This window comes from Polyangium sp. y55x31 (genome assembly GCF_029946505.1).
Taxonomy (GTDB): Bacteria; Myxococcota_A; Polyangia; order Polyangiales; family Polyangiaceae; genus Polyangium.
Genome location: NZ_JARZHG010000008.1, coordinates 77476 through 93082, shown reverse-complemented (window position 1 = coordinate 93082; position 15607 = coordinate 77476). Strand labels below are relative to the sequence as shown.

Genomic DNA, 15607 nt, shown 5'->3' with positions numbered 1-15607 from the left:
TGGTCCGGGTCGAGGGGCGGACAGCCCCTCGTCGGGTCCGGGGTGAAACCCCGGCGCGACGCTGTGAAAGCCCATCTACGTCCCGTCGAGCAGCCAGATCATGGCCTCGGCCTCGTCCTGAAAAAACGCGAACGACGCCAGGCCTTGCTCGGCGGACATGCGGGCGAGTTGCATCTTCGTCAGCGTGCTCGACACGATGTTCGCGGCGCGCACGCAGCCGTTTTTCTGGGCGACCTCCATCGTCCGCTCCACGAAGGCGCTCACGTCGGGCTTCTGGGCCGCGAACTCCGAGGTGTCCGCGAGCACGCGCCAGCGTTTTCCCCAGAGCGGCTGCGTCACGCGCGCGAACTCCTCGTAGTAGGCCCGCGCTTGATCCACGGTCCAGAAGCCCCAGACCGAAAGCCGCACGAGCCTGCGCTCTCGCTCCACGCGGATCACGTGGCCGCTCCGGGGCCGCGATACGGACGACTTTACCCGGTCCTGCGAGGTCGGCGGCGTCGAGTGCCGGCTCGTCCGTGACGGCGTCGGGTGCCTCGTCTCGCCGCTCGGCGGTGGGGTCGACGGGCGGGAGCCGCGTGCTGCCGGGACCGGGGTCGATTCGTACGAGACCGAAATGTACGGCTCCCGCGGCGGAGGCGTGGTCTGGCGAGGGGCTGCGGGATCTTCGGGGAAGAGGGCGTCGGAGAGCGCGACGATCGCGGCGGAGGCGCTCGGGAATCGATCGCTCGGGTTTCGCGCGACGCACTGCGAAAACCAGGCGTCGATCGCCGCGGGCAGCTCCACGCCGTGGCGCCGCCGCGCCCGTATCGACGGGGGCTCGGGCAGCGGGTTGTCGAGGCAACGCGCGAGCGTGATGATCGACGGCGCTTTCTCGAACTCCTCGGTCCAGTAGGGCGCGCCCGCGAGCAGCATGAAGGCCGTGTGCCCGAGCGCGTAGACGTCGACGGCGGGGCCGATGGGCTGGTCCATGAAGATCTGCTCGGGCGCCATGAAGTAGGGGCTGCCGAGGATGCTCTTCGTCTGCATGCCGATGCCGAGGTGGCCGTCGGCCTTGGCGATGCCGAAGTCGAGCAGCTTGATGCACGGCGAGCCGTCGTCGCGGTGCGTGAGGAAGAGGTTGTCGGGCTTGATGTCGCGGTGCACGACGCCCGCGGCGTGGGTCTTGTCGAGCGCGAAGGCGGCCTGCGCGAGGTAGGTGCGCACCTCGCCGAAGGGCAGGGCGCCGCGCTCGGCGACGACCATGCCGAGGTCCCGGCCGCGCAAAAGCTCCATCGCGAGGAAGGGCAGCCCCGAGGGCGCGTCCACGCCGGCGTCGATCACGCGGACGATGTGATCACTCTCGAGCTCCCCGAGGATCCGCGCCTCGCGTTCGAAGCGTGGCTTGAAGTCCGCGTGCTCGGCGAGCAGGGTCGGGTGGATGATCTTCAGGGCCCGGCGTCCGGCCGTGCGCTCGTCCGTGGCCTCGTAGACGGCGCCCATCCCGCCCGTGCGGATCGTGCGCACGATGCGGTATCGCTCGTGGAAGAGCTGCGCGGGGGCGAGAAGGAAGATCGGCACCGTGTCCGCGCCGGGGTCCGACATGTCCCGAGCGTAAGGGCAGACAAACGCCGATTCAAGGCAAGCCGAGATCGTCGTCTTCGAGCTCGGTGGTGCGACCGAGCGCCTTGCAGAGCTCGGTCCACGCCTCTTGCATCGACGTGTAGCGATTCGCCGGCTGGCTCGCGAGCACCCGCGCGACCCAGGGATCCACGGCCTCCGGCAGATCGGGCCGGAGCACGCGCAGGCTCGGTCGCGGGTCGGTCGAGACCGCGCGGAGCAGCTCCACCATCTTGCGCGCCGGGAACGGGAGCCTTCCGCCGATCATGCGGAAGACGACGGCGCCGAACGAGTAGACGTCGGCGCGATGATCGAGGTCCTTGGGTTTGCCCGCCCAGATCTCGGGCGCCATGTACGTCGGGGAGCCGGCGATGGTCCCGTCGCGCGTGACCGTGAAGCCTCCGACCTCCTTGGCGAGGCCGAAGTCGAGCAGCCGCACGCGGCCCCGCGCTCGCGTGCGCAGGACGAAGATGTTCGCGGGTTTGACGTCGCGGTGCACGATGCCGCGCGCGTGGGCGGCGGAGAGCGTCTCGGCGACGGGGCGCATGATCTCGAGGGCGCGATCGACGGGCATCGGCCCGCCTTTCGCCTCGACGCCGCGCACATAGGCCTCGAGATCCTTGCCTTCGAGCAGCTCCATCACGATGTAGAGCGTGCCGTTGTCCGAGCGGTTGAAGGCGAGGATCTGCGTCGCGGCCGTGCCGCTGAGCAGGCCCATGGCGCGGGCCTCGCGGGCGATACGCGTCGTGAAGATGGGCTCGCTCGTGATGTTCGGAAGCAGGCACTTCACGGCGACGGGCGCGCTGAGGTCCATGTCCTCGGCGCGGAACACGTAGCCGTGGCCGCCGCTGCCAATGAGGTCGAGGAGCTTGTACCGACCGTCGATGACATCACCCGCTCGATACGACATGGCGCTCCTCGTCTCCCGCGCGTCCTCGGGCCGCGGCAGGCTCGTACGATACCGAAGGCGCCCCGAGGGCCGCAACGGGCAGCCGGACCTCGCGGCGGGACGCGGAAATCCGCGGGCGCGCCGCGCTCTCGCGGCACCCGGGAGCGTTTCGGGTTGCCTGCCCTCGTCGGCGACGGTAGGAGCCAAAGGCCCCAGCGATCGTCATGGACCGGGACGCGATGGCCGAGCCCGGGCGCGGCGCGGACCCACCGGCCGGGCCTTCGAGGATGGAAGAGCGCCTGCGCGCCACCTTCGAGCACGCGGCCGTGGGCATGGCGCACGCCGACGAGGCGGGCCGGTATCTCGCGGTGAACCCCGCGCTCGCGCGGCTCACGGGCTACAGCGTCGACGAGCTCATGTCGAAGAGCTTCGTCGACATCACCCACCCGGACGATCTCGACGCGGACCTCTTCCAGTCGCGGCGCCTGCTCGCCGGGGAGATCACGTCGTACTCGCTCGAGAAGCGATACATCCGCAAGGACGGCCGGGTCGTCTGGGTGAACCTCAGCGTCTCGCAGGCATGCGAGGCGTCGACGGGGCAGCGCTTCTTGATCGGCGTCGTCGAGGACATCGACGACAAGAAAAACGCCGAGCGCGAGCGGGAGAAGCTCGTCGACGCCTTGATCACCGCCGAGGAGGCGCTCCGGGAGGCGGATCGTCGCAAGGACCAGTTCATCGCGATGCTCGCGCACGAGCTGCGCAACCCCCTCGCGCCCGTCCGCAACGCCGTGGAGGTCCTCCTGCGATCCGGGGCCATGGAGCCGCGGCTCGAGCGGGCGCGCGGCGTCATCGATCGCCAGGTCACCCACATGGCGCGGCTGATCGACGATCTGCTCGACGTCTCGCGGATCGCCCGCGGCAAGCTCGAGCTGCGCAAGGAGCGGTGCGACCTCGGTGTCATCGCGCGGCAGACCGCGGAGGATCATCGCGCGGGCCTGGAGGGCGCGGGCCTGCGCCTGCTCGTCGCCGAGTCCGAGCACCCGCTCTGGGTCGACGGCGATCCGGTGAGGCTCGCGCAGATGATCACGAACCTCCTGCAAAACGCGGGGCGATTCACGAACCAGGGGGGCTTCGTGGAGCTTTACGCGGAGCTCGACCTCCCGCACCGGCAGGCCGTGGTCAGCGTCTGCGATACCGGCGTGGGCATCGAGCCTTCGCTCCTTCCTCGCCTGTTCGATCCGTTCAGCCAGGCGGATCAGGGGCTCGCGCGAACGAAAGGAGGCCTCGGCCTCGGTTTGGCGCTCACGAAGGGGCTCGCCGAGCTGCACGGCGGCGAGGTCACGGCCGAGAGCGAAGGCAAGGATTGCGGTGCGACGTTCACCTTGCGGATTCCGCTCCGGGAGGCGCGCGCCGCCGCCGCCGCGCCCGAGAGCTGCGTCGCCGTGGCGGGCGAAGTGCGCCTCCGGATCCTGGTCGTCGAGGACAACCGAGATTCGGCGGAGAGCCTGGTCGACCTGCTGGTGCTCGCGGGGCACGAGGTGCGGCTCGCCGAGAATGGCGTGGAGGCGCTCGGGGCGGCGTGGGCGTTCCGTCCCGAGGTCGTCATTTCCGACCTCGGCTTGCCTGGAGAGCTCGATGGGTTCGCGATCGCGCGTGCGCTCCGCGCGGAGCCGACGTTTGCGGGGATCGCGCTCATCGCGTTGTCCGGATATGCCGACGAGGAGGCGCGCCATCGCTCGCGCGAGGCCGGGTTCGACACGCACCTGGCAAAGCCGCCCGATATCGCGAAGCTCGAGCAGGCGCTTTCGAATTGCGGGAGCAAGTGACGGCGAATTTGGGCTATCCTTCGCCGCGATGACCCGACGCACTCCGTTCGTCCTTCCGATCCTCCTCGTCCTCGGCTGTTCGGGCGAGGGCCTGCCGCCGGCGCCCGCGCCGACCACGAGCTTGCCGGCCGCGACGCCGCCCGCCGCGACGAGCGCCGCCGCCGCGGAAAAACCGGCTCCGAAGGGCCCCGTCGCGCCGATCGCGAAGAAGGAGCCACGCGTCACCGAGCTCCACGGCCTGAAGCTCGTCGACGACTATGCGTGGCTGCGCAAGAAGGATTCGCCCGAGGTGCTCGAGCACCTGCGCGCGGAGAACGCGTACAGCGAGGCCATGACCGCCTCGCTCGCGCCGCTGAAGGAGCGCATCTACGGCGAGATGCTGGGCCGGCTGAAGGAATCCGACGTGGAGGTCCCTTTCCGGGAGGGCGCGTATCTTTATTACACGCGCACCGAGCAAGGGAAACAATACCCGATTTACTGCCGCAAGGCCGCGGCGGGCGGGGACAAGGCGCCCGAGGAGATCGTGATCGATCCGAACGAGATCGCGAAGACCGAGAAATACGTGGGCCTCGGCCCGCTCGCGCTCTCCGAGGACGGTCATTTCCTCGCGTATGGCCTCGACACCACCGGCTTCCGGCAATTCGTGCTGCACGTGCGGGACCTCAGGACGGGCAAGGAGCTTCCGGATCGGGCCGAGCGCGTCACGTCGGTCGTGTTCGCCAAGGGTGGAAAGACGCTCTTTTATACGGTCGAGGATGCGGTCACGAAGCGCTCGCACCAGTTTTTCCGGCACAACCTCGGCGAAGAGGCGGCCAAGGACGCGCTGCTCTACGAGGAAAAGGACGAGCGGTTCCGCCTGTATGCGGCGCGATCGAGCAGCAAGAAGCTCATCTTCGTCCAGTCGAACAGCCATACGACGAGCGAGGTGCGTTTCCTGCCCACGGACAAACCCAATGCGTCGCTCACGCTCGTCGAGCCGCGGGAGCAGGATCACGAGTACGACGTGGATCATCGCGGCGACGAGCTCGTGATCCGCACGAACAGCCCCGCGAAGCCCGGGGATCCGAAATCGACGAACTTCCGGCTCGTGGTGACGAAGGTCTCGTCTCCGGGGCGCAAAGCGTGGAAGGAGACGATCGCCCACCGCAAGGACGTGATGATCGAGTCCGTCGAGCTCTTCTCGACGTTCGCCGTGGCCTTCGAGCGCGAGGACGGCCTGCGCCAGATCCGGGTGCTCGATCCGAAGAAGCTCTCGCTCGACGGTTCGCATCGGGTCTCGCTGCCCGAGCCGATCTTCACGCTGCGGCAAGGCGAGAACCGCGAGTTCGACGCGCCGTTTTATCGATTCCGCTTCGAATCGCCGACGACGCCCTCCACCGTCTACGATTACGAGCCGAAGAAACGCGCGCTCGTGCTGCAGAAGCGGAGCGAGGTCCCGAACTACGATCCCGGCCGGTACGAATCGAAGCGCGTGCACGCGACGGCCAAGGACGGCACGAAGATCCCGGTCTCGCTGCTCTACAAGAAAGGGACGAACCCGGACGGGAAGAACCCGCTCTTCCTTTATGCGTACGGCTCGTACGGCTTCCCGATCTTCCCGCTCTTCTCGGCGCCGACGTTTTCGCTCGTGGATCGCGGCGTCGTCTGCGCGATCGCGCACATCCGCGGCGGCGGCGAGCTCGGCGAGACCTGGCACGAAGCCGGGCGCATGAAGACGAAGATGAACACGTTCACCGATTTCGTGGACGCGACCGAAGGCCTCGTGCAAATGGGCTGGGCCGCGAAGGATCGCATCGCGATCCAGGGCGGGAGCGCGGGCGGCTTGCTCATGGGCGCGGTCCTGAACATGCGCCCGGACCTTTATCGCGCGGCCATCGCGGACGTGCCCTTCGTCGACGTGATCAACACGATGCTCGACGAATCCCTGCCGCTCACGGTGGAGGAGTTCGAGGAGTGGGGCAACCCGAAGAAAAAGGACGAATTCGAATACATCGCCCGCTACAGCCCGTATGAAAACGTCGGGAAGAAGGCGTATCCGTCGATCCTCGTGAACACGTCGTACAACGACAGCCAGGTGATGTACTGGGAGCCCGCGAAATGGGTGGCGAAGCTCCGCGAGATGAAGACGGACCAGAACGAGCTCCTCCTGCGCATTCACCTCGACCCGGCCGGGCACGGGGGCAAATCCGGGCGTTACGAGCGGATGCAGGAGATGTCGTTCAAATATGCGTGGCTGCTCGACAGGCTCGACGTGAAGGACGGGAAGTAGAGCAGAAGGCGCTGGGGGCCCTTGCGGGTCCTCCGCCGCGGCGGCATCCATGGGGGGATGACCACCGAGCCACGGCTCGCCCTGATCGCCGCCGTCGCGGAGAACGGCGTCATCGGCGTCGAAAACCGCCTGCCCTGGCGGCTCCCGGGCGACCTCGCCCATTTCAAGGCCACGACCATGGGCAAACCCATCCTCATGGGCCGCAAGACTTGGGAGAGTATCGGGGGAAAACCGCTGCCCGGCCGCAAGAACCTGGTCGTCACGCGGAAGGACGACTATCACGCGCCGGGCGCGGTGGTTTGCCACGGCTTTGCCGAGGCCCTCGAACGGGCGCGGCGTTTGGCGGTGGAGAGCGGCGCCGGCGAGGTCGTGGTCATCGGCGGGGAGGGGCTCTTCGCGGAGGCGCTCGTGGAGGCCGATCGGCTGTATTTGACGGAGGTCCACGCCCGGCCCGCGGGCGACGCCTTTTTCCCCGCATTCGATCGGGCGGCGTGGCGGGAGATCTCGCGCCGCGACGAACCCGAGCGGGGGCCGGAATCCCCCGCGTACAGCATCCTCGTGCTGGACCGGGATCACCCGGCCTTCTGACCTCGTCGCTGGAAACCTCAGGCCTGCCGGGGCACGGACCGCGCAGGCTTGCGGGCCTTGCCGCGCTCCTGCATCGCCCACGCGATTCCGTCCTTCAGGCTGCGCACCGTGATCACGCCATGTACGTCGATGCCCATGGTGATGAGCGTCTGCGCCACGTGGGGCTGGATCCCGGTGAATACGGCCTTGGCGCCGATGAGCTTCACGGCGTGCGCCGTGCGCACGAGCGCCTCGGCGACCTGCGTGTCGACCGTCGTGATACCCGTGACGTCGAGCAGGACCGTCTCGGCCGCCATCCGCACGACTCCTTCGAGCAGCGTCTCCAGCACGAGCTGCGCGCGCTTCTCATCGATACGCCCGACGAGCGGCATCGCGAGCACGTCGTCGGCAATGGGGATGAGCGGCGCCGAGAGCTCCCGGAGCGCCTGCTCCTGCGCGTGAATGAGCTCCAGGCGCAAAAGCTCGTTCCGCTCCGCGTGCTCCTCCGCGCGCCGCCGATCCGTGACGTCAATCCCGACGGCCTGAAACTCTGCGACGTTGCCGTCGTCGTCGAAGATCACGCGATCGATCCAGTTGAGCCAGCGAATCTCGCCCCCGGGCGTCAGTACCCGGTGCTCGTTCGAAAGGATCGGCTCCTTCGGCCCGAGCCGAGCGAGCACCTCGGCGATGAGCGCCTGGTCCTCCTCCGGAACGAGCGGCGTGAAGTGGCGGCCGATGAGCTCCTCGCGCGTCTTGCCGAAGTAGCGGCAGTACGCGTCGTTCACGAAGGAGAGCGTGCCATCCAGATTGAACCGGCAGATGAGCTCGCGCTGGTCCTCCACCAGCGCGGCATACATCTGCGTCTTCAACGACAGCTCCCGCTGGAGCTCCGCGTTGCGGCGCTGGAGTTCCGCCACCTGTGCTTCGAGCGAATCCGTGTCCTGACTCATCCCCTCGACCCGTTGAATCGATCGACCGTAAGGCAACACGCCGCGCCGACGCAAGCGCGGCGTGAGGAGGATCCCGAAAGAGAGAGGGAAAGTGTGTAGGGAAACGCCGGATTTACGCTGTCACGAGACGCTCGACCTCGCCGTATGTAGCCGCGATGGCCTCGTCGAGCTTGCCGGCCTCGGGGCCGCCGGCCTGCGCCATGTCGGGCCGGCCGCCGCCGCGCCCGCCCACGATGGCCGCCACGTTCTTGATCACGTCGCCGGCCTTCACCCGGTTCGTCGCGGCCTTCGAGACCATCACCGCGAGCTGCGCCTTGCCCGCGTCCACCGCGCCCACGAGCACGAGGCTCGTCTCGCCGAGTTTGTCCCGCAGCTTCTCCGCGATCTCGCGCAGCGCCGCCGCCTGCGTGCCGTCGGGCATGCGCCGGGCGAGGACCTTGATGCCCGAGATCTCGCGGGCCTCCGCGAGCATCGCGTCGATCCCGCCGCCCCCGCCGCCGCCGGGGCCGCCGCCCTCGATGAGCCGGCGCTCGAGCTCGGCGACCTTCTTCTCGAGCTCGCGCTCGTGCGCCACGATCTTGCCGATCTTGTCCGCGAGGTCGCCGCCTTGCGCCTTCGCCACCTGGCGCGCCTTCTGGATGTCGTCTTCCAGGCCGCGCACGTAGCCGAGCGCGTTTTTGCCCGTCGCCGCGAGGACACGCCGCACGCCGGCCGCGACGCCGCCCTCGCCCGTGATCTTGAAGAGGCCGATGTCGCCGAGCGCCCGCGCGTGCGTGCCGCCGCAGAGCTCGATCGAGTCCTGGGTCATCGTCAGCATGCGGACGACGTCGCCGTACTTCTCCTCGAAGATCGCGACGGCGCCGCGCTTGCGGGCCTCGTCGACGGGCAGGACCTCCGTGAGCACCGGCGCGTTCTCCAGGACCTTGCCGTTCACGAGGTCCTCGATGCGCTCGATCTCGTCGCGCGTGAGGGGCTTGTTGTGGGCGAAGTCGAACCGGAGCATGTCCGGCCCGACGCGCGAGCCCTTCTGCTGCGCGTGCTCGCCGAGCACCGTGCGCAGGGCCCAGTGGAGCAGGTGCGTCGCGGAGTGGTTGCGCCGCGTGGCCGAGCGCGCCGCGTGATCGACGGTGAGCGTGACCTTCTGGCCCACGCTGACCTCGCCCGCCTCGACCACGCCTTCGTGCACGACGAGCCCGGTGAGCGGGCGCTGCGTGTCGGTGACGCGGATGCGTAGATCGCCGGCCGTGATCACGCCGATGTCGCCGACCTGGCCGCCGCTCTCCGCGTAGAAGGGCGTCTCCTTCACGACGACCTCGACGCTCGTGCCCGCGCTCGCCCGATCCACGAGCGCGCGGGTGGGTTTGCCTTCGCCGTCTTTCTTTTCGACCGCGAGGATCACGACGACCTCGCTCTCGCCCGCCTCGCGCTCGTAGCCGGTGAAGACCACGGGCGCGCCGAGCTTTTCACGCGCCTGCCGGTACGCAGGGTCGAGGGCCGCGGTGGGATCGATCGGCCCGTCGGCCTCGTCCGCACCCTTGATGATCTTCTCGGCGCCTTCGAGGTCGACGCCGTAGCCCTGCTCGCCGCAGATGACCTGCGTGAGATCCAGGGGGAAGCCGTACGTCGTGTAGAGGTCCGCGGCCGCGGGGGCCGAGAGCGTCTTGTCGCCCTTCTCGCGCATCTCGTCGAAGCGCTCGTCGAGGATCTTCATGCCGCGCTTCAACGTGGCGCGGAAGCGGACCTCCTCGTCCTCGGTGACACGCGCGATGAGCTCACGCCGATCGCGGAGCTCGGGGTAGACGTCGCCCATGCGATCCACGACGAGCAGCGCGACCTCGTGGAGGAACGGCTTTTCGATCCCGAGCCGGTAGCCGTGCCGGATCGCGCGGCGCATGACGCGGCGGAGCACGTACTCGCGCCGCTGCTTCTCGGGCATCACGCCCTCGGCCACGAGGAAGGCCGTCGTGCGGGCGTGGTCGGCGATGACGCGCATCGAGATGTCGTCCGGCGCGAGGGTCCCGCCGTACTTCTTGCCCGCGATCTCGGCCGCGCGCTCGACGAGCGGGCGCAGGAGGTCGGTGTCGTAGTTCGACGTGACCCCTTGGAGCACGAACGAAATGCGCTCGAGGCCCATGCCCGTGTCGATGCTCGGCGCAGGCAGCGGCGTGACGGGCGCGTCCTTCTCCGCACGGTCGTACTGCATGAAGACGAGGTTCCAGATCTCGGTCCAGCCCGAGCCGTCGAGCCGCGGCTCTTCGCCGAACCGCGCGAGGTCGACCTCGTCGCCCGTGAAGAAGTGGATCTCCGAGCAGGGGCCACACGGGCCGGTGTCGCCCATGCTCCAGAAGTTGTCGGCCATGCCGAGCCGGAGGATGCGATCGTCGCCGAAGCCCGTGACCTTGCGCCAGATCGCGGCCGCTTCCTCGTCCGCGGGGAAGTCCTTCTCGCCCTTGAAGACGGTGACGACGAGCCGCTCCTTCGGGATGCCGTAGACCTTCGTGAGCAGCTCCCAGGCGCTCGTGATGGCCTCTTCCTTGAAGTAGTCGCCGAAGCTGAAGTTGCCGAGCATCTCGAAGAACGTGTGATGGCGCGCGGTGACGCCGACGTTCTCGAGGTCGTTGTGCTTGCCGCTGATGCGGATGCACTTCTGGCTGCTCGCGGCGCGCGTGTACGGGCGGCGATCCTTGCCCGTGAAGACGTCCTTGAACGGGACCATCCCGGCGTTGACGAACATCAACGTGGGATCGTTCTGCGGGACGATCGGCGCGCTCGGGACGACCTCGTGGCCGCGGGAGGCGAAGAAATCGAGGAAGGTGCGGCGGATCTGATGGCTCGAGGCGGACATGGCGCCCGCCCATCTACCATGTTTCGCGCCTCAGAACATGATCCCGAGGTACCAGCGGAGCGTCTGCGCCGTCTCGGTGTCGAGCGCGGGCGCATTGCGGTTCTCCGGGGCGCTCTCGTAGCGGCTGATCTCGCCGGGCAGGTAGTCGAAGCCGCCGAGGGGGAAGAGCACGCCGTACTGGAGCATCGTGTAGAAGCCGCCCATCTGATCGGGCTTGTCGTTCAGCGTGCCGTCCTTCGCCTGGAAATACAGCGAGAAGTCGAGCTCGACGCCGAGGTCGCGCTTGTTGCCCGGCGTCTGAATGAACTCGCTCGCGCGGCTGTAGATGAGCGCCGCGCTGCCGCCGAGGCGCTGTCCGTTCGGGTCGCGCGCGAAGTCGTACTGCACGGACGGGCGGAAGTAATACGCGCCCTGCACGCGGCTCATGATGTTGCGCCAGAGGATGAGGTCGACGCGGTAGTCCGGGTGGAACCGGCCCGTCGAGTACGTCCGGTCGGCCGTGAGCTGCTGCTCGACGCTGCCGCGCGGCGGCGCGAGCCCCTCGACGTCGGGATCACCCGAGGCCCAGCCGAAGCCGAGGTCGAGGCGCAGTTTGTCGTCGAGCGCGCGGAACTCGCTCTGCGCCGCGACGATGAAGCTCCGCACCGTCCAGCCGGTGTCCTCGGGGTCGAGCGGGTTGCGCTCGACGGTGGTGCCGCCCGCGGTCTGGAGGTTGTCGATCATGCCGTAGGTCATCGAGGCCTCGGCCTCGAAGCGGAACTTCTTGTAGAGGAACTGGAACCAGAGATCGGGCGTGAAGAACTGCGCGCCGCGGCGGGCGTAGCCGGCGCGGATGCCCGTCGCCGACTGGCCGAACGTCGCGCTCTTGTCGGCGTCGGTGGTGTCGTTCGCGAGGACCTGGTTGCGGTACGCGAAGTAGATGCCGCCGTTGATGACCGGCAGCCCCTTCGCGAGGTCGAGCCGGGCGAGCTCGGGATCACGCTTGCGCGCGGCCATGAACACGTACTGGCTCACGTCGTCGAGCTGGCCGAGATCGTAGGGCTGGCCTTGCTGCTCGCGGAGCGCCGCGCTCGTCGGCCCCTCGCTGATGAAGTCCCACGCGCCGGCGAAGTAGAGGTCGTACTTCTTGATGCCGGTCACGAACATGATCCGGTCGACCGTGCTCTGGTAGTCCGAGTCGTAGCCGTTGCCCTCGTTGTTGAGGATGCCGAGGCCCCACTGGTTCGGCATGCGGCCGAAGCGGAGGAGGCCGACGGGCGTGACGTACTCGCCCCAGGCGCGCTTGACGATGATGCTGTCGATCGTGCTGGTTTGTCCCGCGACGGGCGCCCACGAGGTCGTCGCGAGCGCGCCGATCGGCGCGTAGCCGCCGCGCGTGCCGACGGTGTAGCCGCCGCCGGCCGCGGGGTTGTTCCAGTACCCCTCGGGCGTGGAGCCGAGGACGAAGTTGTCGAGGATGTCGATCTGCGAAAGGATCCGCAGGTTGTCGCTGATGTGCAGCTCCGGCGTGAGGCGGAAGCGCATGTTCGCGCCGGCCTGCGTGTGGTTCTCGCAAGCCGTGGGCGCCGTGGGATCGTCGCCGCAGAGCGGGACGGTCTGGACCGCGCCCGACGTGGGGTAATACGCGTTGTCGGGCGGCTGCGGCCAGAGCGAGCGATCGGGCAGCTCACGACGACCGAGCGAGAAGTGATGGAAGAGCTCGGCGCGCGTGCGGAAGAGGCCGTGAATCTCGAGGCTTGGTCTCGCCTGTGACCACCAGTCCTCCGCGAAGACGTCGCTCGGCCGCACGCCGACGTCGCCCGTGGGCGGAGGACGATCGGCGCCCTGCCGCTTGAGCGCGCGCGCGTCGCGATCCGGATCCGGCGTGGCGGCGACGGGCGCTGCGGACTTCTGCGCAGGCGAGGTCGAGGTCTGCGGCTTGGCCTCCGGCGCGGCTTGCGTGGGCGCGGCTTCCCCCGTGCCGTTCGGAGGCACGAGCGGCTCGTCCGCGGGCGCGGTTTCCGCGGGTTTGGGCGGCGGCGGCGCCGCGGGCTGGGCGAGGGCGGACCCTGCCGCAGAGAGGCTTGCGACGAGCGCCACGAGGGACGCTGCCGTTCTCGTTCCCGATCCGTACGAGGAGCCTAGGTACCGCGACGAAATTCGCATGGCGCGTTTGCTGCGTGTATCGCGCCGGACGGGGCCCCGCCTTGGAATCCGCGTGCCGCGCGCTTTGGGTGTCGTAACGAGGTTCGTCTCGCCGTGCCCGCGCACGGCTCGTCCGGGCGCTCGGGCAGGGGCGATGTCTCACGCCGAGCGGGTGTGGTCAACGTGGATCGATGTTGGCCGCGTGGCCAAGGGACAGGTTCCGAGGTCCCTCGGGGAAAACCCGGCCCGGCCCCGGGCGTCGCGGACGGCCCCGCCGCGAACGTCCGTTCCGGCGGCTGCGCGCTCCCTCGGGCGTCAGCCGGCCGTCGAAAACGCGTCCAGTACGGCCAGAACGGCCCGAAATTTCACCCGAATCCAGGATCCCCGTTGCGGCGCTCGGGACGGTCTTCTATTCCTGCAATTCTCGTGTACCGCCGTTCCCAACGTGCCGGTCTCCCGTCCGCGCCAAGAGGGTTGATGAGAACGCGACTATCGCCAAGGCTGCTGACTCTTCTCGGACTTCTCTCCGTCTCGCTCGTCCCGACCGCTGCGCTGTCCCAGGAGAGCGCCGCGAGCGGCGCGAAGGATGGCGAGTTCTCCGTCCAGCGCTTCGAACCCGTGCCGGGCTCGAAGAACTACCTCACGGTCGCGGGCGCCCGCATGGACGCCGCGATGGGCTTCACCGCCGGCCTGATGGTGAACTACGCGAACAAGCCGTTCGTGGTGAAGAGCTGTAGGGCAGAGGCCGACTGCAGCGCGCCGAACGCCGCGACGCAGGACGTCGCGGTCATCAGCGACATGTTCACCGCCGACGTGCTCGCGTCGCTGACGCCGGTGCCGGTCGTGCAGATCGGCCTGCGCCTGCCCGTGATGTACGTGAGCGGCTCGGGCATCAACCTCGACACGGGCGGGCCCGATCCGAACGGCCTCAAAGCGTTCGGCGTGGGTGACGCGACGCTCGAAGGCAAGTTCCGCTTCTTCGGCGATCCGAAGACGAGCGCCGTCGTGCTCGGCGGCGCCGTGGACGTGTCCGCGCCGCTCGGGACGATCACGGCGAAGGACAAGTACATCGGCAACAGCACGCCGATCACAGCGGGCGGCCGGCTGATCTTCGACGGCTCGTTCGGCGGGCTCTCGTTCGGCCTGAACCTGCGCGGCGTCTACCGCCCCGAGGCGCGCCTCGGCACGACGACGGTCGGTCCCTTCGAGTTCCGCTACGGCGCAGCGCTCGGCTACCGCGTGAGCCCGACGTTTCGCGTGTTCGCCGAGGGCTTCGGCGGCACGAAGTTCAGCTCGCAGAACGGGACGAACTCGCTCGAGGTCGACGGCGCCATCCAGATCACGCCCCTCAGCGTCCCGCTCGCCTTCACGCTCGGCGGCGGCGCCGGCGTGCTGCAAGGCGTGGGCGTGCCGCTCTTCCGCGCGCTCGGCGGCGTGGCGTTCGTCGCCGAGGTCGGCGACGAGGACGGCGACGGCATCAACGACAAGGACGACAAGTGTCCGTCGATCGCCGAGGACAAGGACGACTTCGAGGACGACGACGGCTGCCTGGAAGACGACAACGACCAGGACAAGGTGCCCGACGTCAAGGACAAGTGCCCGCTCAAGCCGGAGACGATCAACGGCCTGCAGGACGACGACGGCTGCCCCGACGAGCTGCCGGACAAGGACAAGGACGGCATCGGCGACGCGGACGACAAGTGCCCGGACGACTTCGGCAAGATGCGCGTGAAGGAGTTCTACGGCTGCCCGGACAAGGATCAGGACGGCGTCGCCGACAAGGCCGACGGCTGCCCGGATCAACCGGAAGACACGGACGGCTTCGCCGACACCGACGGCTGCCCGGATCCGGACAACGACGGTGACAAGATCAACGACGATCTCGACGAGTGCATCGACACGCCCGAGGTCTACAACGGCTTCAAGGACGAGGACGGCTGCCCCGACGAGTCGCCGGACTCGGACAAGGACGGCATCCCGGACGACAAGGACAAGTGCCCGAAGCAGCCCGAGAACCTGAACGGCTTCGAGGACCTCGACGGCTGCCCGGACAAGGGCCCGTCGCTCGTCACGGTCACGGAGGACGACATCAAGATCCTCCAGCGCGTCGAGTTCGCGACGAACAGCGACAAGATCCAGGGCGCGACGAGCTTCGCCGTGCTCAACGCGGTCGCGAGCGTGCTCGACATCCACAAGGAGATCTTCCTCGTGGAGGTCGCGGGCCACACGGACAACGTGGGCAAGACCGAGGAGAACCGGGCGCTCTCGCAGAAGCGCGCCGAGGCCGTGGTCAAGTACCTGATCGACAAGGGCATCGACAAGGCGCGGATCCAGGCGAAGGGCTACGGGCCGGATAAGCCGATCGCCGACAACAAGCAGTCCGCGGGCCGCCAGAAGAACCGCCGCGTCGAGTTCAACATCCTGAAGTCGGCGAAGAAGTCCCAGGCCGCGCCCCCTCCGTGACGCGACGTGGGGGGCTCCGGTCGGGCTGCTTTGCAGTCCTTCCGCTGCCCCCCGCACCCCCCGCGGCTCTCGGTCCCG

General features: G+C 68.6%; 9 protein-coding genes. 4 read left to right on the top strand and 5 right to left on the bottom strand.

What is annotated here, in order from left to right; all coding sequences use genetic code 11:
* Positions 1-75: 75 nt before the first annotated feature.
* Both QHF84_RS17010 and QHF84_RS17005 read right to left on the bottom strand, forming a co-directional pair.
* Positions 76-1581, bottom strand: a complete 1506-nt coding sequence (locus QHF84_RS17010; protein WP_281314355.1) for a serine/threonine protein kinase — start codon at positions 1579-1581, stop codon at positions 76-78.
* Positions 1582-1612: 31 nt separating this feature from the next.
* On the bottom strand, positions 1613-2506 hold the full coding sequence (locus tag QHF84_RS17005) for a serine/threonine-protein kinase (protein ID WP_281314354.1): 894 nt from the start codon (positions 2504-2506) through the stop codon (positions 1613-1615).
* 203 nt (positions 2507-2709) lie between these two features.
* Between QHF84_RS17005 and QHF84_RS17000 the strand changes: the two genes are divergently transcribed.
* From QHF84_RS17000 to QHF84_RS16990, 3 genes are read left to right on the top strand one after another with little or no spacing between them, the layout of a single operon-like run.
* Positions 2710-4311, top strand: coding sequence for a PAS domain S-box protein (locus tag QHF84_RS17000; protein ID WP_281314353.1), 1602 nt, complete (start codon positions 2710-2712; stop codon positions 4309-4311).
* A 28-nt stretch (positions 4312-4339) separates the two neighbouring features.
* A complete protein-coding gene (locus tag QHF84_RS16995) occupies positions 4340-6580 on the top strand; it encodes a S9 family peptidase (protein ID WP_281314352.1) in 2241 nt (746 codons plus the stop codon).
* A 57-nt stretch (positions 6581-6637) separates the two neighbouring features.
* Positions 6638-7168, top strand: coding sequence for a dihydrofolate reductase (locus tag QHF84_RS16990; RefSeq protein ID WP_281314351.1), 531 nt, complete (start codon positions 6638-6640; stop codon positions 7166-7168).
* A 17-nt stretch (positions 7169-7185) separates the two neighbouring features.
* Here the strand turns inward: QHF84_RS16990 and QHF84_RS16985 are convergent, their stop codons facing one another.
* From QHF84_RS16985 to QHF84_RS16975, 3 genes are all read right to left on the bottom strand, one after another.
* Complete coding sequence (locus QHF84_RS16985; RefSeq protein WP_281314350.1) at positions 7186-8097, bottom strand: PAS domain S-box protein; 912 nt, start codon at positions 8095-8097, stop codon at positions 7186-7188.
* Between the two features lie 112 nt (positions 8098-8209).
* Entirely contained in the window at positions 8210-10942 is a 2733-nt protein-coding gene (gene alaS / locus QHF84_RS16980) for an alanine--tRNA ligase (protein WP_281314349.1), read from the bottom strand.
* Between the two features lie 30 nt (positions 10943-10972).
* Positions 10973-13021 (bottom strand): TIGR04551 family protein, encoded by a 2049-nt coding sequence (locus QHF84_RS16975; protein ID WP_281314348.1) that lies wholly within the window; start codon positions 13019-13021, stop codon positions 10973-10975.
* A gap of 522 nt (positions 13022-13543) precedes the next feature.
* On the opposite strand from QHF84_RS16975, the gene QHF84_RS16970 reads away from it, so the two are divergent.
* A complete protein-coding gene (locus QHF84_RS16970) occupies positions 13544-15529 on the top strand; it encodes an OmpA family protein (RefSeq protein ID WP_281314347.1) in 1986 nt (661 codons plus the stop codon).
* Positions 15530-15607 lie beyond the last annotated feature (78 nt).